The 21,634-nt window shown below is 73.0% G+C and carries 21 protein-coding genes; 10 read left to right on the top strand and 11 right to left on the bottom strand.

The annotated features are described in order from the left end of the window. Nucleotides 1–101: 101 nt before the first annotated feature. Complete coding sequence (locus GVV76_RS01645) at nucleotides 102–446, bottom strand: DUF6507 family protein (protein WP_159624488.1); 345 nt, start codon at nucleotides 444–446, stop codon at nucleotides 102–104. A 389-nt stretch (nucleotides 447–835) separates the two neighbouring features. On the opposite strand from GVV76_RS01645, the gene GVV76_RS01640 reads away from it, so the two are divergent. Beyond that, entirely contained in the window at nucleotides 836–1,942 is a 1,107-nt protein-coding gene (locus GVV76_RS01640) for a DUF6177 family protein (protein WP_159624486.1), read from the top strand. Nucleotides 1,943–1,984: 42 nt separating this feature from the next. Then, a complete protein-coding gene (locus GVV76_RS01635; protein ID WP_159624484.1) occupies nucleotides 1,985–2,428 on the top strand; it encodes a hypothetical protein in 444 nt (147 codons plus the stop codon). On the opposite strand, the gene GVV76_RS01630 is transcribed toward GVV76_RS01635, so the two are convergent. Beyond that, the gene (locus GVV76_RS01630) at nucleotides 2,418–3,533 is read right to left on the bottom strand and encodes a hypothetical protein (RefSeq protein ID WP_159624482.1); all 1,116 of its coding nucleotides are present in this window, start codon (nucleotides 3,531–3,533) and stop codon (nucleotides 2,418–2,420) included. The genes GVV76_RS01635 and GVV76_RS01630 overlap by 11 nt on opposite strands. Nucleotides 3,534–3,730: 197 nt before the next feature. Between GVV76_RS01630 and GVV76_RS01625 the strand changes: the two genes are divergently transcribed. Together GVV76_RS01625 and GVV76_RS10290 are read left to right on the top strand one after the other, a co-directional pair. Then, on the top strand, nucleotides 3,731–4,381 hold the full coding sequence (locus tag GVV76_RS01625) for a DNA/RNA non-specific endonuclease (RefSeq protein ID WP_159624480.1): 651 nt from the start codon (nucleotides 3,731–3,733) through the stop codon (nucleotides 4,379–4,381). Nucleotides 4,382–4,409: 28 nt separating this feature from the next. Beyond that, nucleotides 4,410–4,991, top strand: a complete 582-nt coding sequence (locus GVV76_RS10290) for a hypothetical protein (RefSeq protein WP_236263148.1) — start codon at nucleotides 4,410–4,412, stop codon at nucleotides 4,989–4,991. A gap of 75 nt (nucleotides 4,992–5,066) precedes the next feature. On the opposite strand, the gene GVV76_RS01615 is transcribed toward GVV76_RS10290, so the two are convergent. Genes GVV76_RS01615 through GVV76_RS01605 form a run of 3 tightly spaced genes read right to left on the bottom strand, consistent with a single transcriptional unit; the run spans nucleotide 5,067 to nucleotide 8,416 of the window. Beyond that, nucleotides 5,067–6,743, bottom strand: coding sequence for a hypothetical protein (locus GVV76_RS01615; protein WP_236263147.1), 1,677 nt, complete (start codon nucleotides 6,741–6,743; stop codon nucleotides 5,067–5,069). A 3-nt stretch (nucleotides 6,744–6,746) separates the two neighbouring features. Then, on the bottom strand, nucleotides 6,747–7,739 hold the full coding sequence (locus tag GVV76_RS01610; RefSeq protein WP_159624478.1) for an ABC transporter ATP-binding protein: 993 nt from the start codon (nucleotides 7,737–7,739) through the stop codon (nucleotides 6,747–6,749). Next, nucleotides 7,736–8,416: a TetR/AcrR family transcriptional regulator gene (locus tag GVV76_RS01605; RefSeq protein WP_201292169.1), complete on the bottom strand. Its 681-nt coding sequence runs from the start codon at nucleotides 8,414–8,416 to the stop codon at nucleotides 7,736–7,738. Before GVV76_RS01605 ends, GVV76_RS01610 begins: the two co-directional genes overlap by 4 nt. 346 nt (nucleotides 8,417–8,762) lie before the next feature. Here GVV76_RS01605 and GVV76_RS01600 point away from each other — a divergent pair, with 346 nt between their 5' ends. Further along, nucleotides 8,763–9,119 carry a PspC domain-containing protein gene (locus GVV76_RS01600; protein WP_159624476.1) on the top strand — a complete coding sequence of 119 codons (357 nt, stop codon included), beginning with the start codon at nucleotides 8,763–8,765 and terminating at the stop codon, nucleotides 9,117–9,119. A 675-nt stretch (nucleotides 9,120–9,794) separates the two neighbouring features. Here GVV76_RS01600 and GVV76_RS01595 read toward each other — a convergent pair. The 6 genes from GVV76_RS01595 to GVV76_RS01570 form a co-directional block, all read right to left on the bottom strand. Beyond that, complete coding sequence (locus tag GVV76_RS01595) at nucleotides 9,795–10,715, bottom strand: macro domain-containing protein (protein ID WP_159624474.1); 921 nt, start codon at nucleotides 10,713–10,715, stop codon at nucleotides 9,795–9,797. A 67-nt stretch (nucleotides 10,716–10,782) separates the two neighbouring features. Next, nucleotides 10,783–11,274, bottom strand: coding sequence for a Dps family protein (locus GVV76_RS01590; protein ID WP_159522642.1), 492 nt, complete (start codon nucleotides 11,272–11,274; stop codon nucleotides 10,783–10,785). A 54-nt stretch (nucleotides 11,275–11,328) separates the two neighbouring features. Next, complete coding sequence (locus GVV76_RS01585; RefSeq protein ID WP_159624472.1) at nucleotides 11,329–11,733, bottom strand: thioredoxin family protein; 405 nt, start codon at nucleotides 11,731–11,733, stop codon at nucleotides 11,329–11,331. A 73-nt stretch (nucleotides 11,734–11,806) separates the two neighbouring features. Then, nucleotides 11,807–12,589 carry a hydrogen peroxide-dependent heme synthase gene (hemQ, locus tag GVV76_RS01580; protein WP_159522638.1) on the bottom strand — a complete coding sequence of 261 codons (783 nt, stop codon included), beginning with the start codon at nucleotides 12,587–12,589 and terminating at the stop codon, nucleotides 11,807–11,809. After that, a complete protein-coding gene (locus tag GVV76_RS10680; protein WP_159624470.1) occupies nucleotides 12,586–13,878 on the bottom strand; it encodes a ferrochelatase in 1,293 nt (430 codons plus the stop codon). The genes hemQ and GVV76_RS10680 overlap by 4 nt, the downstream gene beginning before the upstream one ends. Next, on the bottom strand, nucleotides 13,875–15,287 hold the full coding sequence (locus GVV76_RS01570; RefSeq protein WP_201292168.1) for a glutamyl-tRNA reductase: 1,413 nt from the start codon (nucleotides 15,285–15,287) through the stop codon (nucleotides 13,875–13,877). The genes GVV76_RS10680 and GVV76_RS01570 overlap by 4 nt, the downstream gene beginning before the upstream one ends. Before the next feature lie 271 nt (nucleotides 15,288–15,558). Between GVV76_RS01570 and GVV76_RS01565 the strand changes: the two genes are divergently transcribed. From GVV76_RS01565 to hemB, 5 genes are read left to right on the top strand one after another with little or no spacing between them, the layout of a single operon-like run. Then, the gene (locus GVV76_RS01565; RefSeq protein WP_236263146.1) at nucleotides 15,559–16,851 is read left to right on the top strand and encodes a uroporphyrinogen decarboxylase; all 1,293 of its coding nucleotides are present in this window, start codon (nucleotides 15,559–15,561) and stop codon (nucleotides 16,849–16,851) included. Continuing rightward, nucleotides 16,848–18,500 (top strand): protoporphyrinogen/coproporphyrinogen oxidase, encoded by a 1,653-nt coding sequence (locus GVV76_RS01560; RefSeq protein ID WP_159624463.1) that lies wholly within the window; start codon nucleotides 16,848–16,850, stop codon nucleotides 18,498–18,500. The genes GVV76_RS01565 and GVV76_RS01560 overlap by 4 nt, the downstream gene beginning before the upstream one ends. Then, entirely contained in the window at nucleotides 18,500–19,522 is a 1,023-nt protein-coding gene (hemC, locus tag GVV76_RS01555; protein WP_159624461.1) for a hydroxymethylbilane synthase, read from the top strand. Before GVV76_RS01560 ends, hemC begins: the two co-directional genes overlap by 1 nt. Then, the gene (locus tag GVV76_RS01550) at nucleotides 19,519–20,451 is read left to right on the top strand and encodes a uroporphyrinogen-III synthase (RefSeq protein WP_159624459.1); all 933 of its coding nucleotides are present in this window, start codon (nucleotides 19,519–19,521) and stop codon (nucleotides 20,449–20,451) included. Before hemC ends, GVV76_RS01550 begins: the two co-directional genes overlap by 4 nt. After that, the gene (gene hemB, locus GVV76_RS01545; RefSeq protein ID WP_159624457.1) at nucleotides 20,448–21,542 is read left to right on the top strand and encodes a porphobilinogen synthase; all 1,095 of its coding nucleotides are present in this window, start codon (nucleotides 20,448–20,450) and stop codon (nucleotides 21,540–21,542) included. The genes GVV76_RS01550 and hemB overlap by 4 nt, the downstream gene beginning before the upstream one ends. The last annotated feature ends 92 nt before the right edge of the window (nucleotides 21,543–21,634 follow it).

Here is a 21,634-nt window from a genome sequence, read left to right as displayed (position 1 = left end):
ACATTCAGGGTCCCGCCGGAGCGAGGCGCTCGGCCGGGCCGGATATAAGAGTGGGTCGTGTCGTTGAGCCGCTGAGGCGGCGGAGGCCTCCGGCTAGGCGCTCAGGCGGTACCCGCCGCCGAGCGCTGGTACTCCAACGCGCCCGATTCATCCTGGTTGACATAAGAGGTGACAGCACTCACCGTTCCTTTGACCGCAGCGGAGACGCGCGTGCCCAGTCCCTCCAACTGACTCTTGCGGTTCTCGAAGAACGTTCCAATCGCCGAGGCCACCAGTGGCGCATCGCCACTGCTTGATAGCGGGGACGGCTGGGTGCATGACGTGATCGCGGTATTCCCTTGGGTGCCGATATCCTTCAGGGCGGTGGCGAGATCCCCCTCGACCGTCGTCTGGACTGACTTGATGATCGAGGAGACCAATGCCGGATTGATGTCCCATGAGCCCATCTCAGACATCCTCTCGCTCATCGCGCGCCAGCGGCGCGCTCCCTCGTCCTGCCCCAGTGGGCACTACCCGCATATCTCGCCGTCCTCTCAGTGTCCTCAGAGCCCCACGGCCCTCGCAGGCCTTGCCGACCATGTTGCTCGCGCTGGAACCGCCGCCCTCGTTGATCAGGGAGATCGGGGAGGGGCGCGCCCCGGCGCATGCACGGGCCCTATCATCGCGTGTCACAGGGAGGTCACGTCAACCAGGCTCGCCCAGAAGAGTTGTCCGCGCCACCGGGGGTACGTCACCACTAGCATGGTGAACGCGCGCACCGTCCCTGAATCACGCCTTCGGGGCGCCCACACCACGACCCGTGCCACACCCATGGCACTGCCAGCGAGGAGCATCCATGGCCGTCCGCGCCGCCCACCACTACTACGACGCCCAGAGCGGCGACACCGGTGCCGTCACGTTCCTCGACAGCGCGGTCGTCGGCTTCGACGAGGGCCTGAGCGACTTCCTCAGCGCCGTCCGCCGGACCAGCGGCAGGGTGCCCGTGCTCATTCTGAGCGACTCGGCCCGCATCACCCCCGCCTTCGACCGCCTCACTGAGATAGCGGGCGCCCTATCACTCATCAGGGACGGCGGCGGCTACCGGCTCATGCGAGGCGGCCTATGGGCCCCCCGCGTCGCGGACTTCCTCACCCAGGGCCCCACGAACGCCCCGTCCATCTCCCCGCGGCACCTCATTCGCCGGCCCCTGGTCGACGTGCTCTACGTCTCCGCCTCGCTCTACCATCCTGCCAAGGCCTCCGCGATGGTGGGCCGGAGCGTCGAGCTCATCGCCGAGGCCTTCGCCCCGGCCGGTGAGGTCAGCTTCTCCTGGGGCCGCTACGAACCCGCTGGCGCTGCCTGGGACCGAGCGGGGATCACCTCGCTCGCCCGCCGGAAGATGCCCGCCATCGACCTCACCATCGCCCTCCACGGCGAGGGATTCACCGCTACCGGGACGATGAGCGTGAACCGGACCCACCTGGGGATCGAGGAGTACGTGGAGCTAGCCATCGCCGTGCCGGGCAGGGGCGCCTCCGAGCACGAGCCCCGGGCCCTGGCCCTGCTGCGCGCGCTCTCCCAGGAGACCCGGCCGCAGTTCGTCCTCGTCACCCGCACCAAGGGGTTCCCGGATACCTCCCTGCCGACCTCCGCGCGCGTTCCCGCCTCTCCGGTCGCCATCCTCGTCGGCCGGGCGGGGCTCAAACAGCTCGACGTCAACCCGTCCGCCGTCGCCGAACGGCACGGCGGCACCGTGGAGGGCGTGGGCAAGCGCCTCAACCTCGTCGTGCCTCTCACCGCTGCGGCGCCAGGCGACTGGGCGCCCCTCATCCAGCTCATCAAGACGCTCGATGAGGAGGGAACCACGACGGTCGCCCGCGTGCTCGGGCACTCCGACCAGGCCGAGAGCGCCCCGCCCGGCGGCCCTGAATCCCGGAGAACCAACCCCGCGTCAGGCGCGTAACCGCGTCGCGCCCCGAACCGACTCACCGAGCAGGAGCCGAACGTGCCCAGGATCGCCACGATCATCACCCCGGATGTCCCCGACATCACCCTCATCCTCGGCGTCGCCATGGCGCGGTTCGAGCACGCCACGATCCGTCGTGAGGAGGACGGCAGCGCCGTCATGCTCTTCGACGATGCCGACGCGTTCACGCCGGCGCTCCACGTGCCACGCCCCTTCGTCGTCTCCGACCCGCGCGAGGTCCTGCGGCTGCACGACGTCGTTCTGCCGCCGGAATGGCGGCCGGTTATCCTCACCGTGTGCGCAGTGGGCACCGGAGAACTTTTCGACCCGTACCTGGATATCGTCCAGGATGCCGCCATCATGAGCGGTGGAATCGTCTCGCTCAACGGTCGCCAGATGCCCCCGCCCAAGGACTGGCCGTGGCATCGCGGAGCCGATGGGCGCTGGGAGCCCGACCCGGACCTGCCCGGGGCTAGGCGATAGGACGCCCGGTCATCGTCAGGTAAAGGCCCACCGTCATGAGGCTGGCCACCGGCATGAGTAGGAGCGGGACGATGATCGTAACGCCGAGGATCCAGGTGAGCATCCACAGGGCGACGCACAGGGCGGCCACGCCTCCCGCGTCCCGCATGGCGCGCGAGGAGATCCTCAGTGAGGACCACATCCCGCCTCGCCCCTCCATGCACGCCACGGGCGCCGCCTGGAAGAAGAACAGGGCGATGAACACCGGCGCGAGGCCGACGACGAACGCGACGACGTACCCGGGGACGAGAAGGATCGCGAGCAGCGCGGTCCGCACGGGCTGAAGAGGAAGGATCCTCCTCGCCCACCTCGGGTCACCGGGGCAGGCGGCCCGCAGCGCCGCCCAGTCGCACAGCGTGATCGTCAGGGCGATGATGACGAACACGGAGAGGACGCTGACGATAGCGGCGGCGTCACCAGTGAGGACGGCGTTGGCGAGCCGCGGAGCGTTGACCATCACCACCCCGCCGATCAGCGGGATCGCCGCCATCAGCGGATGGCGTGCGAATGTCCTCCACGCCCAGCGCCAGAGCGCGCCGGCCCGCGGCGGGCGGGGCCTGGCCGCTGCCATCGTCGGCGCCCCTGGCGCCGCCATGCCGATAGCTCCGGGCGCTCCCGGCGCGCCCGCGACAACCATCCCGGACCGCATCCACTCCGGCATCGCCGTCGCCTCGCGGGGGAATCGTCGCAGCTCCTCGGCGACGTCGGCGGGTGTCACCGGCGGCTCAAGAGCCGGAGCGCGGTTGTAGTCGACCTCCATGTCCAACCGGTGATCCGGGGCGGCGAGCGTCAGTCGCGCGCAGGTCCACGCGCCACGCGAGGGATCGGCCATCACGGTGCGCAGGCCGACCACCGCCTGGATGACATGGGGTGGAATCTCGTCAGCGTGCCAGGCGCCATCGATGAGAACCGCGGAGTGGGTGCTGAACCGCGGCCCCACGGCCTCGACGCTGAGGCTGAGCTGCGCCGCGCCGGCATCGCGCATGTAACCGGCGAGCAAGTTCTCGACGTCGCTGATCGCCTGGCTCCGCGCGTCAGCGCCGCCGGGGCTCGGATATTCCGTCATTCGCGCTCCGATGATGCCTTCTCCTCTACAAGAGTCATGTCAGGGACGGGGCAACGCTACCCGCCGCTCAGGACCCCGTGCGACCAAGAGCCGGGGGCGCCCCACCTGCGACTCGCCCCGCGAGGTCGCGTCGGCGGGTAGAGGTGTTGGCTGGTGATGGTCTCATGCCTGGGCCTCGTCAGCCGTTCGGGCGTGGTGTGGAGCTCGAGCCCAACGCGGTCTACCATGTGGAGGGCAGGGGTGATTACTACACTGACGCGTCTGGGCAGATCAGGCATGCGGAGTTGTTCTCGGCGGTGGAGCGGTTCCACGTGTGGGGCGAGCGGGCCAATCCGATGAACAAGGACTTGAATGATCCTTTGCCGAATGTGACGTACACGGTGGATGGGACGTTCCATTACACGACTGATGGGGCGGGGCGCACGGTGCTGGTGGAGGCTGATGGGTTTGAGGTGGCTAGGTGGCGCAGGCGCTCGAAGAGGCTGCAGGCCCAGATCGGGCACCTGGGTGGTGAGGGCTTCAATGGCGGGCATCTGGCCGCTCATGGCTTCGGGGGGCCGCCGGAGGCGATCAACGTGGTGCCCATGCACAGGGACGTCAACCTTCCGGTCAAGGGCGTCGACACGTTCTATAAGTTCGAGCAGAAGGTCCGCGATGATCCGGGCAATTACAGGGACATACGTGTCGAGGTCCACTACGCTGATCCTGATATCACCTCGCCCACTGGTTCCCTGGAGGGCCTGGACCCCGCGTCCCGAGTACCAAAAGAATTCGGTGTCAGATGGAGAGATTTCGCCAATATGCCGAAGAGAAAATCCTATCCAAATGAGTCACTCAAAGGCGGGTGAACTCAAATAAAGACGCTTAGGAGGCAAAATGGCAAGTGTTCGATATGATGATTTCGAGGGCCTTGAGGTCGCCGTGCGCGAATGGGCTCAGGCGATACCCGGGTTTGAGCGCTTTGAGTGTGAAATGGTTGGGATCGGGCGCATGGTAGATATCGTGGATTGGCTGACGGTCAACGGAACAAAAGAGGCGATTTGGACCCCTTCCGATATAGGTTACGGGTTTGGGAGGCTGCGTGATTGGCAGGCTTTGCCTGGTCGTGGGGCGTGGACGTGCGGTCATTTCTGGATGGTGGCCGGTGAGTGGGTGCTGCGCGGTGAGGTGGACTGGATGAGGGAGCCTGTCTTCGATGACGGGCAGGGTCCTGAGCGCCCGAAGCCGCATTCGTGCTATGTGGAATTGGGGCGTCATCCGCGTGATCCGGAGTTCATCCCGGAGTGGATGGCCGCCGGGGCGGCTCAGTGGGAGAAGCGCCAGGCCGCCCTGGCCCGGCGCAGGGAGCGGGACCGAGCCCGCCGAGCCGCCAAGAAAGCAGAGAAGGCCGCCCAGCAGGCCCAGCAGGCCGACCAGTCAGGGGCCGCGGCCCCCGAGCAGGCGCCGTCAGCGTCGTGATCCTTAAAGCGCGGCGCTTAGCGCGGTAGCGCCCGCGCTAAGCCGGTAGCCCGCCCCCGGAGAATCCGTCACCGCTCACCCCGCGAGGTCGCGGTGGCGCAGGGAGACGGCCGCCAGGGAGAGGAAAATTCCTGCCACCACCAGGCACGCGCCGGGCCCGACCCATGACTGCGACGCCCCAAGGATGGCGCCCCACGCCTCGCCGCTCCCCTCCGCGCGCCCGACGCTCGCCGTCGGAAGCGACGGGCGGTGCGTGAAGGGTGAGAGGTCGAGCAGCCACTGCGGGGCCTTGAGAGCCCGTCCCAGCACGGTCACGCACGTAGCGAGGACAAGCACTCCCCAACCCATCGTCCGGCTCGCTCGGGGGACGAGCGCCTGCGCGACCAGGGTGAGTGCGCCGAACAGCAGCGCCGCCGGGAGGGCGGACGCGCACCCCGCCGCGACGCCCGCCGCAAGCGCCCACGGCTCAGCCGCCGCCCCGCTCCCCTGGGCGGCGAGCGGGATGACCGCCGAGGCCACCAGGCCAACGGCGATCGCCACCCCCATCGAGACCACCCCCACCACCACGACCGCGGCATGGCCCAGGAGCCAGCGCCCCCGGGTGATGGGCTCGGCGAGGATCACGACCGCCCGGCCCGCGGCTTCCTCCCCCGCCGCGGCGGAGGCCAGGGCAACGGCGCACGCAGCCAGGAGGATCCCGCCATAGGTGACGATGAGCGCCAGATAGGCCTGCGCCGTCAACTGCCCGCCCACGAAGGCCCGCAGCGCCGGGTTGTCCTCGAACATGGCGGCCAGGCTCGACTCCACCTGAGGGGCGAACGCCCCATAGACGAGGGCGAAGACAACCCCGCCCACGAGCCACCATCCCCGCGTCGCCGCGGACGCGCGCAGGGCCAGGGTGCCCCGGGGCCCCGGGCGCCGCACTCCCCGGACGGCGGGCAGCGCCGCGACCCCCGCCCCCATCTCGCGGCGGGCGTGGAGGGCACGGCCGATGGCGCAGAGCACGGCGGCGCCGGCCGCCAGCAGGACGAGGGGCCCCCACCGCAGTCCCGCCCAGGGGCGCGCCTGCTGGATGAGGCCGATCGGCGTCGTCCAGGACAGCCAGCCGGCGTTCGCACTGGAGTCCCCGAGCCCACGCAGCTGGAACCAGCCGACGACGAGGAGGGCCCCCAGGCCCCTGGCGGCCCTCGTGGAGCCCGCGAGCGCCCCTACCACCAGCCCGCCGCCGGCTCCCGCGACGGTGCTCGCGGCCAGGCCAAGCCCGACGGCGAGCGCGTCGAGGGGCGCCAGGCCCACGGCGATGGTGATCGCGCAGACGACCGCCCCCATAAGGGAGCCGACCACCACGGCGGAGGCCAGGGCGGCGCGCGCCGCCTCGGATCGGCCCACGGGGGCGGCGCGCAGGAGCTCGCCGGGGCCGGTCTCCTCATCGGCCCTCGTGCGGGCGATGGACATGAGCAGCCCGGCGAGGACCGCGATGAGCCCGAGGTAGCCGAGCGCCTCGGTGGCGAGGATCGCGCCGAGGGAGGGATCGGCGGCGTCGAGCCCATAGCCCGGTCCAGTGAACATGGCGGCCATGGGGCTGGAGAAGGCCACGGCGAAGGCGCGGCGCTCCTCAGCGGTGTCATAGACAGCGGTCAGCGCGAGCGCGGCGTAGGCGGTCAGGAGCGCGACGCCGAGGGTCCAGCCGATCGCCGGGCGGCGGTCGCGCCGCAGGGTGAGGCGGGTCAGCGGCGAGATCACTGGAGCCATGGCTCAGCCCTCCTGACCGCCGGTCGAGGGGCCGGTGTCGTCGGCCGAGTAGTGGTGGAGGAAGATCTCCTCCAGGCTCGGCGGGGCGGCGGTGACCGAGCGCAGCCCGAGCGCGACCAGGCGCCCCATGACCTCCCCGACGTGATCGGCGTCGACGGACATGCTCAACTGCCAGGCGCCCTCGACGCCGGCGACGACGAGGTCATGGACGCCCGGGGCCAGCGAGGCGGAGGGCCGGCCGTCGGCCAGCCCCCGGGGGTCATGCGTGACGACGGCGCTGATCCGGGAGCGGGCCAGGGCGCGGATGCGCTCCAGGCTCCCTGACTCGACGGTGCGGCCCGCGCGTATGATCGTCACGGAGTCGGCCAGGCTCTCCACCTCGGACAGGATGTGGCTGGAGAGCAGGACGGCGGTGCCGCGAGCGGCGGCCTCGGCGACGCACTGGCGGAAGACCTCCTCCATGAGGGGGTCGAGCCCGGAGGTGGGCTCGTCGAGGATGAGGAGGTCGACGTCGGTCTCCAGGGCGGCGATGAGGGCAACCTTCTGGCGATTGCCCTTGGAGTAGGCGCGGACCTTCTTGGTCGGGTCGAGGTCGAAGCGCTCGATGAGCTCGGCGCGGCGCCCCCGGCTGGGGCCGCGGGCGCGCAAGGACGCCAGCGCGTCGAGCGTCTGCCCGCCGGTGAGGCCGGGCCAGAGGGCGACGTCTCCGGGCACATAGGCCAGGTGCTCGTGCTCGGCGACGGCGCCCCAGGGGTCGGCCCCGAAGAGCCGGGCGGTGCCGGAGTCGGCGCGGAGCATTCCGAGCAGGACTCGCAGCGTGGTGGACTTGCCGGCTCCGTTGGGCCCGAGGAAGCCCAGCACCTGGCCGGGCGCGACGCTCAGGTCGAGCCCATCGAGGGCGCGGGTGGCGCGCGGGCCGCGCCCGAAGGCCTTGACCAATCCGATCACCTCGACGACCGGCACCGGGGCGCGGTCGGTGGCGGCTGAGGGGGTCATGCGTCCTCCTGGCTGGTGTCGTTGGGAGGGTTGGCGCTGTCGAGATAGGCGGTGAACATGCTGGGGTCGGTGAAGAGCGGCCGGCTGTAGAGGGCGACGGAGATGGGCGTGTAGCGCGCGTAGTAGTCGCGCACGGCCGCCTGGATGTCGCCGGGGTCGGGGGCCTCGTAGTTCAGGTAGAGCAGGAGGGCCCCGGCCTCGGCGTAGACGAGGTAGCGGGCGCGGGCGGCATCATCCGGGCTCGGTGCGATGGCGCCGGAGGCGACGCCGTCGGCCAGGAGGGCGGCGGTCTCGGCGACGAAGGACTCCATAAGGGCGCGCGCCAGCTCGCCGCCGTCGACCAGCGAGCGCAGCGCGTAGGCGCAGGCGGGCAGGTACTCCTCCACCTGGGTGAGCTGGGTGAGGAGGTCGGCGGGGCCGCCCATGATGACGGAGTCCCGCTTGGCCTCATCCATCTGCCGCAGGACCTCGGCGTCGCAGGCCCGGCGAAGGCCCTCCTTGGAGCCGAAGTGGTGGGTGATGAGACCGGCGGTCACCCCGGCGTCGGCGGCGATCGCGCGCAGGCCCACGCTGAAGCCGTCGGCGGCGAAGCGAGCCAAGGCAGCGGTGCGGATGCGGGCGATCGCCGTGAGATCCTGCTGGCGAGAATCCTCTTTGCGATTCGGCGCTGAACGCATGACCAATATATTATACGACCGTTCAGGCGCATTCAAGAGGCTCCCCGGCGGCCTCCGGCCGGCGCCGCCTGGCGGCCTCCGCCCACCGCCTCCGGCCAGCACCATCCACCCAGCGGCCTCCCCCCACCGCCTCCGGCCGGCACCATCCGCCCACCACTTCCGGTCGACCCCATCCATCCACCTGCCGGCCTCCCTCCGGCGGCCTCCGCCCAGCCGGGGAGACCCCGCCCATGCCCGCGAGAACGAGAGCGCACCCACCCCGGCCCCGCTCGGTCAGGGGAGGTTCAGGGACCGATCAGGGTGGCCCCCGATACCCTGGGGGGCGGCCGCCGGGCAGGCTTGAGCCATGAGCACGAACGACTTCCCCTCCGCCTCCCAGACCACCACCGCCCGCTCCGCCCCCACCGCTGGCACCCGCTCCGCCCCTTACAGCTCCGGGGCCAACCCGTGCTCGGGACCCAGTTCCGCCAGTGGCACCACTTACGCACAGGGGTCCTTCTCTGCGCGCACCGAGTCCTGGCGGTCCTCACTGCCCCACCGTTCGCGCAACCGGCTCCTGGCCGGAGTCTGCGGCGGAATCGCGGAGGACATGGGCGTGAGCCCCACCCTCGTGCGCCTGGCCACGCTCGCCCTGGCCCTCCTGCCCGGCCCCATATGGCTGGCCTACGCCGTCGCCTGGGTCCTCATGCCCGCCGCCGACTGAGCGAGGCCAAGCGAGCGCTCCCGCCGGGCGCCCGATTCGCTCCCCCACCCCGGAGTTACCGTCTCAGCCCACAGATACCGCCTCAGCCCACAGATACCGCCTCAGCCCACAGATACCGCCTCAGCCCGGCCTTACCGCCTCAGCCCACAGATACCGCCTCAGCCCGGCGTTGCGCCCTCAAACTGCGAGAATGAGGGCGCAACACCGGGCCGAGACGGTATCTGCGGGGCCAGACCGTACCTGCGGGGCCAGACCGTACCTGCGGGCCCAGACGGTACCTGCGGGGCGAGACGGTATCCGCTAGGCCAGATCGGACTCATAGGGCTAGACGGAATCTCCGAGGCCAGGCACCTCCAGGCCGGACGACCCCAGGGCCAGACAGCATTCACGGGCGAGGAAGCTACCGCAGGACCAGACCAAACCACCAGGTCAGACGGTATCCGCCAGGCCAGATCAGACCCCCAGGCCAACTCGACCCGCGGATACCGTCTCAGCCCGGCCTTACCGCCTCAGCCCACAGATACCGTCTCAGCCCGGCGTTGCGCCCTCATTCTCGCAGTTTGAGGGCGCAACGCCGGGGTGAGACGGTATCTGCGGGGCCACACCGTATCTACAGGGCCAGACGGCATCCGCGGGACCAGACCGTACCTGCGGGGCAGCCTCCCCCCATCCGCCCTAGGCCGCGAGCGCGCTCTCGTAGGCGGCGCGATCCTCCGTGGAGAAGGCGCAGATAATGATCCGCGTCTCGGATTCGGGGTGCTCGGCGAGCCAGGCCTCAATGGTCGCGAGCACGAGGGGGGCCGCCTCCTCCTTGGGGTAGCCGAAGGCGCCTGTGGACACCGAGCACAGGCCCACCGAATCCAGGCCCGCCTCCTGGGCGGCGTCGAGGATCGCCCGGTAGCAGCTCGCGAGGCGGGTGCGATGGCGCGGCGCCACCACCCCGTCGTCGACGACGGGCCCCACCGTGTGGATGACGTGCTCGGCGGGCAGGTGGTAGCCGCCGGTGATGACCGCGCGCCCCACGGGCTCGAGCCCCTCGTCCCGCTCAGCCCGTCCCGCCATGTACTCGGCGCACTCGGCGCGCAGCCCCGGACCGGCGACGGCGTGAATGACGTTGTCAATGCAGGCGTGGCCCGGCGCGCGGCAGCCGAGCATCCGCTCGTTGGCGGCGTTGACGATGGCTCCCGCGCGCAGGGTGGTGAGGTCCCCCTCCCACAGCACCACGCGCTCACCCAGGGCGCCGGGCACGCCGTGGGTGGCGGCCAGGACGGGGAGGTCGAGGGCGTCGGGGTCGCCGGCCGCGGCGGCGCGCTCACGGGACTCGGCGGCGAGCATGTCATCGAGCTCGTCGCGCATGTCCTCGTCACCGATGGGGCGGGGCGGGCGAATGGTGAGCAGCCCGTCGAGCAGGCGCCTGCGCTCGGCGAAGGGGAGCTCGTCTAGGGCCGATGGCGGCGGGAAGGAGGCGACGTCGCCATGGCTGACGGCGTCGGTGGCGAAGTACTGGGTGAGGATCGCGATGCGCCCCTCGGCGGCGGTGCGCGGCCGGATCAGCCCGGGATCGGTCGCTGCGGGCGGCGTGGACGGATTCGTCATGGCGCCAGGGTACGGCGCGGGGCCGGACGGGTCAGCCCCATCCGGCCCCGCGGCCGCGCTGGCGGGATCAGGCGGTGTAGTTCTGGGCGGACAGGAACCAGCCCTGCTGCTCGAGCTGCTGGGTGTAGTCCTCCAGGATGCCGCTGGAGATCACGTCCTCGGCGTCGACTTCGGCGTGGACGGAGCGCAGGGTCTTCACGACGGCGTCGATGGCCGAGACGATGTAGTCCACGGCCTCGTTGGTGATGACCTGGGAGACGGGGGCCTCGGGGACGGTCGTGTTGCGGGCGATGGTCCCGGGGCGGGCGTCGGGCACCACGTTGATGGCGCGCATGCGCTCGGCGAGGGCGTCGGAGGCGGACCGGGCGATCTCGACAACCTCGTCGAGGTTGAGGTGGAGGTCGCGGAAGTTGGGGCCGACGACGTTCCAGTGGATCTGCTTGGCCACCAGGCTGAGGGCGGTGACATCCACCAGGGAGGCCTGGAGGTGACCGCTCAGGGTCTCGGAGGCGGTGAAGGACATGCGGACGGGGGCGGAGGTGACGGTCTTCGTGCTCATGGGTAACACCTTACTCTCAGTTGGTTCTAAAAGGTAATTCGTATAAGCCTGGGCTCAGGCCTGCTCGCCATCAGCGGCGCCCTCCCCGGCCCGCGCCCCGGCCCGCTCCTTGGCGATCTCGGCCTTGAGGGCGTCCATGTCGAGGTCGCGGATCTGCGCGATGAGGGCGTCGAGGGCCTTGGCGGGCAGCGCTCCGGGCTCGCGGTAGACGAGGACGTCGTCGCGGAAGGCCATGAGGGTCGGGATGGAGGAGATGCCCAGGGCTCCGGCGAGCTCGGGCTCCTCCTCGGTGTTGATCTTGGCGAAGGTGATGTCCGGGTTGGCCTCGGCGGCCTTCTCGAAGACGGGGGCGAAGCGCATGCAGGGGCCGCACCAGGAGGCCCAGAAGTCAACGATGGTGATGCCCTCGCCTCGCACGGTCGCGTTGAACTCCTTGCCAGTGATGGTGGTCAGAGCCATGGGTTTGCCTTTCGGATCGACGGCGGCTGCTCGGGACAACAGATGCCCCCGGCTTATATTCCGGGGCCCGTGCTCAGTCCCGGGGCTGGAGGTCGGCCCAGGCCTGCGGGTCGAGGCGGCGGCCCGTGTAGAAGGGGGTGTCGACGCGCACGTGGAGGCGGGCCTCCGTATAGCGCTGGTGGTGGATGACGCCCTCGAGGCGGTCGAGGGTGTCGGCCTCGAAGCCGAGGATCCACTCGTAGTCGCTCATGCCGAAGGCGGCGAGCGTCGAGCCCTTGACGTCGGGGTACTTGGAGAAGCCGTTGCGGCCATGGGCGGCCATGATGCGGCTGCGCTCCTCATCGGGAAGGAGGTACCAGTTGTAGGACCGCACGAAGGGGTAGACCATGCACCAGTCGCGCGGGGCCGTGCCCGCGAAGCAGGCGGGGACGTGGCGGCGGTTGAACTCGGCGGGGGTGTGCAGGCCCATGCAGGACCAGACCGGCTCCAGGTGGCGGCCGAGGGCCGAGGCGCGCAGCCGGTGGTAGGCGTCCTGGAGCTTGACGGGGTCGTCGTCGAGCCACCAGATGAGTAGGTCGGCGTCGGAGCGGAATCCGGCGACGTCGTACCAGCCCCGGGTGGTCACGCCCGTGGCCTCGACGAAGTCCGCCGACTCGGCCACGATCCGGGCGCGCTCAGCGTCATCGGCGGGCAGCGGCGAGGCGAGTCGCAGGACGGCCCACAGGGCGTAGTGGTTGCGGTCATTGATGGCGTCGAAATCCACGTCGACGGCGTCGCGGGGGTCGCGGTGGGGGCGGCGCTCCTCGTCCTCGAAACGGTGGATGCCGGGGGCGGCGTGGTCAGGCGCGGTGGTCATGTGTCCTCCTCGGATCGGCGGGCGGCGTGATGGGGGTCATGGGTATGGAGGTGATCGCCGCCGGGGCGGCAGCAGGGGTCGGGGCACACGGTGTGGAAGGGGCCGGCGCCCGTCGTGCTGGTCGGGACGACGCTCTCGCCCCGGGCGACGGCGGCCCTCTCGGCCAGCAGGTCGGCCAGCGAGGCCACCAGGGCCGGGTGCGTGCCCGCGGTGGCAGCCCTCGCATAGGGCATGGCCAGGGCCTCGGCGGTCTCGCGGGCCTCGGTGTCCAGGTCGAAGACGACCTCCATGTGGTCGGCGATAAAGCCGATGGGCGCGACGACGATGCCGCCGGGGGGCTCGGGTGCCTGGGCCAGGGCCGTGATGCGGTCGTTGATGTCGGGCTCGAGCCAGCGGGCCTGCGGCGGGCCGGAGCGCGAGCAGAACGCCAGGTCGAGGGCGGGCGGCGAGTCCAGGCCCAGGCGCTGGGCGACGATCGGCAGCAGGACGCGCGCCAGCCCCAGGTGCTGCTCGACGTAGCTGATCTCCGTGGACAGGTCCGCCGCGACGCCCGGCTCACGGACGGGAGGCGAGCCGGGCGCCGGGGGCGTGGCGCCCGGCGCCTCGGCCGCATCGGGCGCGGAGCCGCGCTCCATGGCCACCGGGATCGAGTGGGTGACGAGGATGAGGTGGACGGCTTCAGCAGGGATCCCCTGGGCGGCGAGCTCGTCATAGGCGGCGACAATGGCGTCGGCGCTGGCCTGGAGCATGCCCGGGGTGTTGTAGAAGGGCCGGGTCTTGTCGACCACCATTTCGACCGGCCCGCCCCCGGCGCCCCCCACGCGCGCGGCGGCGTCCGCCTGGGGGCCCTGGCCCGTGGCGCCGTCGGAGCCGTCGGCGAGCAGGGCCAGCGCGCCGGCCAGGTCCTCGCGGTACTGGCGGCACCCGGAGTAGGAGCCGTAGGCGGCGGTGGTCAGGGCCAGGACGCGGCGCGCCCCGGCGTCGGCGAGCCCGCGCAGGGCCTCGGAGACGAACGGGTGCCAGTTGCGGTTGCCGATGGCCACCGGCAGGCGCGAGCCGCGCGCGGCGAGCTCGGCGCGCAGGGCCTCCAGGAGCTCGGCGTTGCGGGCGTTGATCGGTGAGGCGCCCCCGAAGCGCTGGTAGTGGACCGAGACCTCCGCGAGGCGCGAGTCGGGCACGCCCCGGCCAGCGGTGGCGTTGCGCATGAAGGGCAGGACGTCGTCAGGGCCCTGGGGGCCGCCGTAGGACAGGAGGAGGACGGCGTCGTAGGGGGCGAGGGGGTCGCTCATCGCACCTCCTGAGCGGGGATCGGCGCGGGCGAGTCGGAGCCGCCGATAGTCCCCAGGACCATGGGGAGGGCGGCGAGGTAGTCCTCGGTGAGACCGGCCTCCCCCGCGGCGCGAGCGGCCTGGCTGGGGGCGTGCATGAGGGCGGCGGCCAAGCGCTCCAGGGCGCGCACCGCGTCGTCGAGGCCCACCTGCCCGTCGTCGGGGCGCAGGCGGGCCGCCTCCCGCGCCACCATCTGCTCAGCGCGCCCTCGCAGCGCTCGGATGACAGGATCCATGCGGCGCCCTCCCATGAGCCGGTCGAGGGCGGCCGCCTCCTCGGCGACGATCGCCTCGGCGGCCTCCACCTGGGCCGTCTGGGCGGCGGGCACGGCCTGGCGGATGCGGGGCAGGTCGACCAGGAGCGCACCGGGGGCGTCGGCGACGCCGGGGTCGACGTCGCGGCTGAGCGCGAGGTCGAGGATGACGAGCGGGTGGACGGCCTCCTGCGAGGCCCGCTCACGGGCGGCTCGGCGGCGAGCCAGGGCGTCGTCGATGAGCCCGCGAGTGATGACGGGGCCGCCCAGGCCGCGGCAGGTGATGACGAGATCGACGCCCGCGAGGCGGTCGGGGAGCTCGTGGGGGCCGACGACGGCCAGGCCCCGCTTGCGGGCGAAGGCGGTGGCGCGGTCGGGCCTGGCGGCGCTGACCGGCTGCGGCCCCCGGGCCCGCTGGGCCGCTTGATCCGGCGGGGCGGCCTGGTGGGCGGAGTGGGAGTGGACGGCAATGTCGCGCACGCCCCTGTCGCGCAGCGCGGCGACGGTGGCGCCCGCGTAGGCCCCGGTCCCGATGACAACGACGCTCGCCCCCTCCAGGGCCGGCATGTGCCGGGCGGCCAGGCCGAGGCCGACGGCGACGAGGCTGCGGCCCGCCCCCGCCAGGGCCGTCTCCCGGGCGACGCGGCGGGAGGCCGCCGAGGCGCGCTCGACGAGCCGGCACAGCTCGGCGGAGGCGGTCCCCTCCTCCGTGGCCCGGACGAGGGAGCGGCGCAGCTGACCGGCGATCTCGCGCTCGCCGACGACCATCGAGCGCAGGCCCGCCGCCGTGGCGATGAGCTCGCGGTAGGCGTCGACGCCGCGGACGGCGCTGAGCCCGGCGGAGCCCTCAGCCATGCCCGCGCGCCGCTCCAGCAGGGCGCTCGCCTCGCGCACAGCGGGCGAGGGCCCTCCCAGCCCGCCGGGAGGGACGACGGCGCCGTCCGGCTCATCGAGCAGGACCGCGAGGCGATTGCAGGTAGCCAGGACGAGCACGCCCCGCAGGCCCGGGACGGCGGCGAGGATGTCGGGACCGAGGCGCCGAGGATTGACCCCCAGGCGGGCGACAACGTCGAGGCCCTGGGAGAAGTGGTCGGCCGAGAGGAGATGGATCGTCACAGTGCTTGAATTGAAGCACCGGTCCCGCGCGCGCCAGTAGCGCATCGGGATCATCGGCTTAAAAACAGGCGGAAATCGTCATGTCAGCACGTCAGGAACTAGTTGTGACATCGTGTCATCTCCTATTTCCCGCGATATCGCACCAGCAAACCGCCCTTCCCGGAAGGGGGTACGACCAATGTCATGGACCATGGCAAGGCAGCCCTCAGCCGGGCGATCCACCATCAGCGCACCGCGTCACATCCCACCGGAGGCCCCCATTTCCACAACATTGACCTGTTTTAATTCAGCCGTCCGCGATGACGCCGACGCCCTCCCCCCGCTCCTCGCGGCGCTGGGAGGCGCGCGCCCCGTCCGCCCTCCCGTGTGGTTCATGCGCCAGGCCGGCCGCTCCCTGCCCGAGTACCGGGCACTGCGCGAGCGCGGGGCGCAGGGTGCGGGCATGACGGGGATGCTGGGGGCCTGCCTCGACCCCGCCACCGCGGCTGAGGCGACCCTCCAGCCCGTGCGGCGCCACGGCGTCGACGCCGCGATCCTGTTCTCCGACATCATGGTCCCCCTCGCCCTGGCCGGAGCCGGGGTGCGGATCGAGCCGGGGGTGGGACCCGTCGTCGAGAACCCGATCCGCACGCCCGCCGACGTCGCCGAGCTCACCGCCCGCTCCCTGGGAGAGGCCCCCAACGGCCCCGGCGGCCTGGCGGCCATCGAGGAGGCCGCGCGCGCCGTCGTCACCGAACTCGGGGCCCCGGGCAGGCCGGGCGCCACGAGCGGAATGCCGGAGCGGGCGCTGGCGGGCCTCGCCCACTCGCGCGGCGCCTGGGGGTGGACGCCGCTCATCGGCTTCGGCGGGGCGCCCTTCACCCTGGCCGCCTACCTCGTGGAGGGGCGGCCAAGCCGCGACCACCTGGCCGCGCGCACGCTCATGCACTCCGACCCCGCCTCCTGGGACGCGCTGCTGGACTGGTGCGCGCGGATCACGGGCGAGTTCATCGCCCTGCAGATCCGCGCCGGGGCCAGCGCCGCCCAGCTCTTCGACTCCTGGGCCGGGGCCCTCAGCCCTAAGGACTACCGCGAGCGCGTCGCCCCCCACTCGGCGCGCGCGCTGGAGATCGCGGGTCGGGCCATCTCCCCCACGACGGGCGGGCACGTGCCTCTCATCCACTTCGGCACGGGCACCGCCCGCATCCTGGCGGACATGCGCGCCGCGGGGGCCGACGCCGTCGGCGTGGACGACCGCACGGATCTGGCCTGGGCGATCGGCGAGCTCGGGGGCGAGGGGGCGTGCCCGGTGCAGGGCAACCTCGACCCGGCGCTGCTCGCCGCCCCCTGGGCGGTGCTCGGGCCCGCCGTGGACGCCTGCCTGGAGGCGGGACGCGCCGCACCGGGGCATGTGCTCAACCTCGGCCACGGCGTCCCACCGACGACTGACCCGGACGTGCTCACCCGCATCGTGGCCCGCGCCCACGGCGACGAGGAATGGGAGGGCACGGCCCTCGCGGGCTGGGACGGCCGGGTCGGCGCGCCCGGGGCCCCGGCGCCCGACACCGGGGGTGATCGCGCGTGAGCGCGGCAGGGGCCCGCGGAGGGCGCCCATCCCCGGCCTCACCGCCGTCGGAGGTGGACGCGCTCGTCGTCGGCGGGGGCGTCGCGGGGCTGACCGCGGCCTGGGAGCTCACCCGCGCGGGGCTGCGCCCACTGCTCGTGGAGGCGCGCGGGTACACCGGTGGTCTCATCGCGGGCGGTGAGATCGGCGGCGTGGCGATGGACCTGGGCGCCGAGAGCGTCGTCCTGCGGGGCGGGGCCGTGACCACCATGCTCGACGCCCTCGGACTGGAAGCCACCGCCCACCGCGGGCGCCCGGGGCTCTTCCTGCCCCCCATGGCCGGGTCGGGCCCGGCGGTGGCCGACGATGGCGCCGGGGGGCACTCCCCGGGCGGCTGGGCCCTCCACCCCTTCCCGCGCGAGGCGATCCTCGGCATCCCCGCCGACCCGCTGTCCGACGACACCATCGCGATTCTCGGCGAGGCGGGGGCCCGCCGCGCCGCCCGCGACGGCGAACTCGCCGCCGGCGTCGGCGCCTCCCCCAGCGACCCGCGCGACCTCGCCTCGCTTGTGCGCGCCCGCATGGGCGAGGCCGTCCTCGATCGGCTGGTGCGCCCCATCGTCGCCGGCATCCACGCGAGCGATCCCGCCGTGCTCGACGCCGACGTCGTCATGCCGGGTCTGCGCGCTGATGTCATCCGCCTCGGCTCGCTCCAGGCGGCGATCCGTGCGCGGCTGGAGGAGCGGCGCTCCCGCCCGGCGGGGCAGCGCAGCGGCGAGGTCTGCGTCGTCGGCGGGATGCACCGGCTCACCGCCGCCCTGCGCGCGGCGATCGAGTCCGCGGGCGGGACGGTGCTCACCCGCTGGGGCGCCCAGGGGATGCGCCTGGAGGACGGCACCGGGATCACCGGCGCGGGCGGGCGGGGCCCTTGGCGCGTGGCGCTGGCCCCCACGGGGCGCGGGGCGACGCCGTCGGACGAGCCCATCGCCGTGGGGGCGCCCCGCGAGGTCCGGGCGCGCCGCGTCGTCCTGGCCTGCTCGGCCCCCGCCGCGCTGCGACTCCTCGCCGGGGCGCCGGGCCTCGACCCCGACGCCCTCAGCATCCCCATCCCCTCCGGCGCGCCGATCGCGCGGTTGACGATCGTCGCCCGCGCGCCGGGGCTCGCCGGGGCGCCGGTGGGCTCGGGGCTGCTCGTCGCGCCGGCGCCCCCATCCTCGGCCCCCTGCCCCGTGGCGCCGAAGGCCCTGTCCCACCTGGACGCGAAATGGCCGTGGATCGCCCAGGGGCTGCGCGACCGTCACGGCGAGGGCGTGTCCGCGCTACGGCTGTCCTACGGGCGGCCGGGCGGGCCGCGGCCCGAGCCCGCCCTGGCCGGGGCTCTCGACGACATCGCCGCCCTAACCGGCGCGCGAATCGATCTCGGTGATGTGTTGGACCATCGCCTCGTCCGCTGGGATGGGACACTTCCACCTGCGATGCCCGACTACCGGCGGCGCACCGCACTCCTGGAGGAGGCCGTCGCGGGCCTGCCGCGCCTGAGCGTCACGGGCGCTTGGGTGGCGGGCACGGGGATCGCGGCCGTCATCGCCCATGCCCGCGAGCGCGCGGCGGGGATGGTCGGGCCGGCCGGCGCTCAGAGCGCCGAGCCCGGAGGACAAGAGGAGGATTGATGACATCCGCTATGCCCGCATCGAGGACGATCCGCCTGGGCACTCGCGCATCCGCCCTGGCCACAGCTCAGTCAGGGATGATTGCCCGCGCTCTGGAAGAGGCCGCGGCGGCCGCCGGGAAGCGAGTGGGGGTCGAGCTCGTGCCGGTGCGCACCCAGGGCGATGTCGACCCCTCCTCCCTGGCGAGGCTGGGCGGGGTGGGGGCCTTCGCCGCCGCGCTGCGCATGGCGTTGCTCGACGGCCATTGCGACCTGGCCGTCCACTCCTTCAAGGACCTGCCGACAGCGCCCGTGGACGGATTGCGCGTCTGGGCGGTGCCCCGCAGGGAGGACCCGTTCGACGCCCTGTGCGCCCGCAACGGCTGGGGCCTGGACGACCTGCCGCGCGGGGCGCGGGTGGGAACGGGCTCTCCGCGCCGGGCGGCCCAGCTCCTCCTGCGCCGCCCAGATCTCCGGATCGTCGATATCCGGGGGAATGTGCCGACACGCCTGTCGCGGGTCCTGGGGGCCGGGGTGTGGCCCGATGGGCCGCTCGGGGCGCGCCAGCCCGACCTGGACGGCGTGGTCCTGGCGATAGCGGGACTGAACCGCCTGGGCCTGACGGCGCACGTCACCGAGGCCTTCGACGAGGACGTCATGCTGCCCGCGGCCGCGCAGGGCGCCCTCGCCGTGGAGGCGCGCATCGACGCCGACCCACTCCTCACGTCCTTGCTCACCACCCTCGATCATGCTGCGACGCGGGCCGAGGCGGTCGCCGAGCGGGCCGTGATGGGGGGCCTGGAGGCGGGCTGCGCGGCGCCGGTGGGCGCGCTCGCCCGGGCGGACGAGAGGGGCCTGATCCTCGACGCCGCGGTCATCTCAGTCAGGGGAACGGAGACGGTGCGCTCGCGCCTGCGGACCACCGACCTGGGTGACGCCGAGGCCCTGGGCCACCGCGTTGCCTCCGAGCTGCTGGCACAAGGCGCGGGGGGCATCGCCGATCTTCGCGCGACGAAGCCGCATCGGTCTGAGGCGGGGCAGTGAGGCACGACCTGCGCCCTGCCGGGGCGGCCGGCCCGCTGGCCGGGGCGCGGGTGCTCCTGACCCGGCGGGCGGCGGGCGACCGCATCGCCGCCGCGCTGGAGGAGGCGGGGGCGGAGGTCGTCGCGGTGGCGCTGACCGAGACCGTCCCGGGGGACTTTGAGGCGATGGCGCGGGCGCAGGAGCGCCTGACCTCCGGCGCCTACGCCTGGGTGGTGGTCACGAGCGCGCGGGCGCTGGCGGCGATGAGCCTGGCGGGCGCACCCGCCTCGACGCGCTTCGCCGCGGTCGGCCCGGGCACTGCCAGGGCATTGGAGGAGGCGATCGGCCGGCGGGCGGATGTCGTCGCCGACGGCGGCGCGGCGGGCCTCCTGCGAGAGCCCCTCCTGGCGGGAGGGCCACAGGGCTCCGGCGCGCTCGGGGAGGGCGAGCGGGACGCGGGCGGCGCGGCGCGCCCGGAGGGGCGCGGGCGCCTGCTGCTCCCGGCCTCGGCGATCGCCGATCCTGCGCTCGCCGACGGCCTTCGAAAGGCCGGATGGCTGGTGGAGGCCGTACCCGCCTACTCGACGCGGACGGCCCCGGCCGACTCCCTGCCGCCCGGTCTCGCCCGGGCCTGGGGCTCCCCCGCAGGCCCGGCACGGGGCGGCTTCGACGCCGTCGTCCTGCTCGCGGGCTCGGGCGCCCGGGCGCTGCACGAGCTCCTGGGCCCGCCACCCGCACGGCCCGCGGGCGTGGGGCGCCGCACCGCCGTCGTCGCCCTCGGGCCCTCGACCGCGGCCGAGGCGTTCCGGCTCGGGCTCGGCCCGGACGCCGTCGCCGACTCCCCCACGCCGCGCGGCGTCCTGAGCGCCGTCAGCGCCGCCATCTCGATCATCACGGGCCCGCGGCCCACCCGCCCGCACCACGCGCCGACTCCTGAGGAGACCTCATGACCCAGCCAATCCTGCCGAACCCGCTCGACCCCTCGACCTCACCGGCCGCCGGCGTCCTGACCAGCAGGGGGGTGCCCGCGCCGGAGCGGCCCGTCATCCGGCCCAGGCGGCTGCGCGCGACGGCGGCGATGCGCGCGCTCGTGGCCCAGACGCGCATCGACCCGGCCCGCCTCATTCAGCCGCTGTTCGTGCGCGAGGGCATTGATGAGCCGCGGCCCATCGAGGCGATGCCCGGCGTCGTCCAGCACACCCTCGACTCGCTGCGGCGCGAGGCGGCGGCCTGCGCGGCCGCGGGGGTCGGGGCGATCGACCTGTTCGGGGTGCCCGAGCGCCGCGATGAGACCGGGTCCGGCGCCTGGGCGACCGAGGGCATCCTCAACCGGGGCGTGGCGGCGGTGCGCGAGGAGGTGGGCGACGCGCTCGTCGTGTGCGCGGACACCTGCCTCGATGAGTTCACGAGCCACGGGCACTGCGGCCTGCTGCGCCCCGAGGGCGATCCGCGCGCCGGCGAGGTGGACAACGACTCCACGCTGGCCTGCTACCAGGCGATGGCCGTGGCGCAGGCGGAGGCCGGGGCGCACATGGTCTCCCCGTCGGGGATGATGGATGGGCAGGTCGCGGCGATCCGGGCAGCCCTGGACGCCACCGGGCACGACGACGTCGCGATCCTGGCCTACTCGGCGAAGTACGCCTCGGCCTACTTCGGGCCGTTCCGGGAGGCGGTGGGCTCCACGCTGACCGGTGACCGGCGCACCTACCAGCAGGACCCGGCCAACCGCCGTGAGGGCCTGCGCGAGGCGATGCTCGACGTCGCCGAGGGGGCGGACATCGTCATGGTCAAACCCGCCGGCCCCTACCTCGATGTGCTGGCCGACGTGGCGGCGGCGAGCCCGGTGCCGGTGGCGGCCTACCAGGTCAGCGGCGAGTTCGCGATGGTGGAGGCGGCGGCCCGGCACGGCTGGATCGACCGCGAGCGCGTCATCGCCGAGTCGGTGCTGGGGATCATGCGGGCCGGCGCGGACACTGTGCTGACCTACTGGGCCCGTGAGATCGCCGAGGGCCTGCGGGGCCCGGGCGCGGCAGGCCGGTGAATCGACTCCGCCCCAGCTCTCCGCGTCGCGCGCTCCCCCGCCCTGCCAACCGCAGGGCCGAGCAACTAGGATCGTCCTCAAAATCCGCACGC

Origin of the sequence: Actinomyces sp. zg296 (genome assembly GCF_009829695.1) — a bacterium.
In the GTDB taxonomy this organism is placed as follows: domain Bacteria; phylum Actinomycetota; class Actinomycetes; order Actinomycetales; family Actinomycetaceae; genus Actinomyces; species Actinomyces marmotae.
The sequence above is the reverse complement of the archived record's forward strand: the minus strand, read 5'-3'. Positions and strand labels throughout refer to the sequence as shown.

Coding starts and splice junctions, on each gene's coding strand:
- GVV76_RS01645 (WP_159624488.1), bottom strand. CDS start 446: ATGGGCTCATGGGACATCAATCCGGCATTGGTCTCCTCGATCATCAAG.
- GVV76_RS01640 (WP_159624486.1), top strand. CDS start 836: ATGGCCGTCCGCGCCGCCCACCACTACTACGACGCCCAGAGCGGCGAC.
- GVV76_RS01630 (WP_159624482.1), bottom strand. CDS start 3,533: ATGACGGAATATCCGAGCCCCGGCGGCGCTGACGCGCGGAGCCAGGCG.
- GVV76_RS10290 (WP_236263148.1), top strand. CDS start 4,410: ATGGCAAGTGTTCGATATGATGATTTCGAGGGCCTTGAGGTCGCCGTG.
- GVV76_RS01615 (WP_236263147.1), bottom strand. CDS start 6,743: ATGGCTCCAGTGATCTCGCCGCTGACCCGCCTCACCCTGCGGCGCGAC.
- GVV76_RS01610 (WP_159624478.1), bottom strand. CDS start 7,739: ATGACCCCCTCAGCCGCCACCGACCGCGCCCCGGTGCCGGTCGTCGAG.
- GVV76_RS01605 (WP_201292169.1), bottom strand. CDS start 8,416: ATGCGTTCAGCGCCGAATCGCAAAGAGGATTCTCGCCAGCAGGATCTC.
- GVV76_RS01600 (WP_159624476.1), top strand. CDS start 8,763: ATGAGCACGAACGACTTCCCCTCCGCCTCCCAGACCACCACCGCCCGC.
- GVV76_RS01595 (WP_159624474.1), bottom strand. CDS start 10,715: ATGACGAATCCGTCCACGCCGCCCGCAGCGACCGATCCCGGGCTGATC.
- GVV76_RS01590 (WP_159522642.1), bottom strand. CDS start 11,274: ATGAGCACGAAGACCGTCACCTCCGCCCCCGTCCGCATGTCCTTCACC.
- GVV76_RS01585 (WP_159624472.1), bottom strand. CDS start 11,733: ATGGCTCTGACCACCATCACTGGCAAGGAGTTCAACGCGACCGTGCGA.
- hemQ (WP_159522638.1), bottom strand. CDS start 12,589: ATGACCACCGCGCCTGACCACGCCGCCCCCGGCATCCACCGTTTCGAG.
- GVV76_RS10680 (WP_159624470.1), bottom strand. CDS start 13,878: ATGAGCGACCCCCTCGCCCCCTACGACGCCGTCCTCCTCCTGTCCTAC.
- hemC (WP_159624461.1), top strand. CDS start 18,500: ATGACATCCGCTATGCCCGCATCGAGGACGATCCGCCTGGGCACTCGC.
- hemB (WP_159624457.1), top strand. CDS start 20,448: ATGACCCAGCCAATCCTGCCGAACCCGCTCGACCCCTCGACCTCACCG.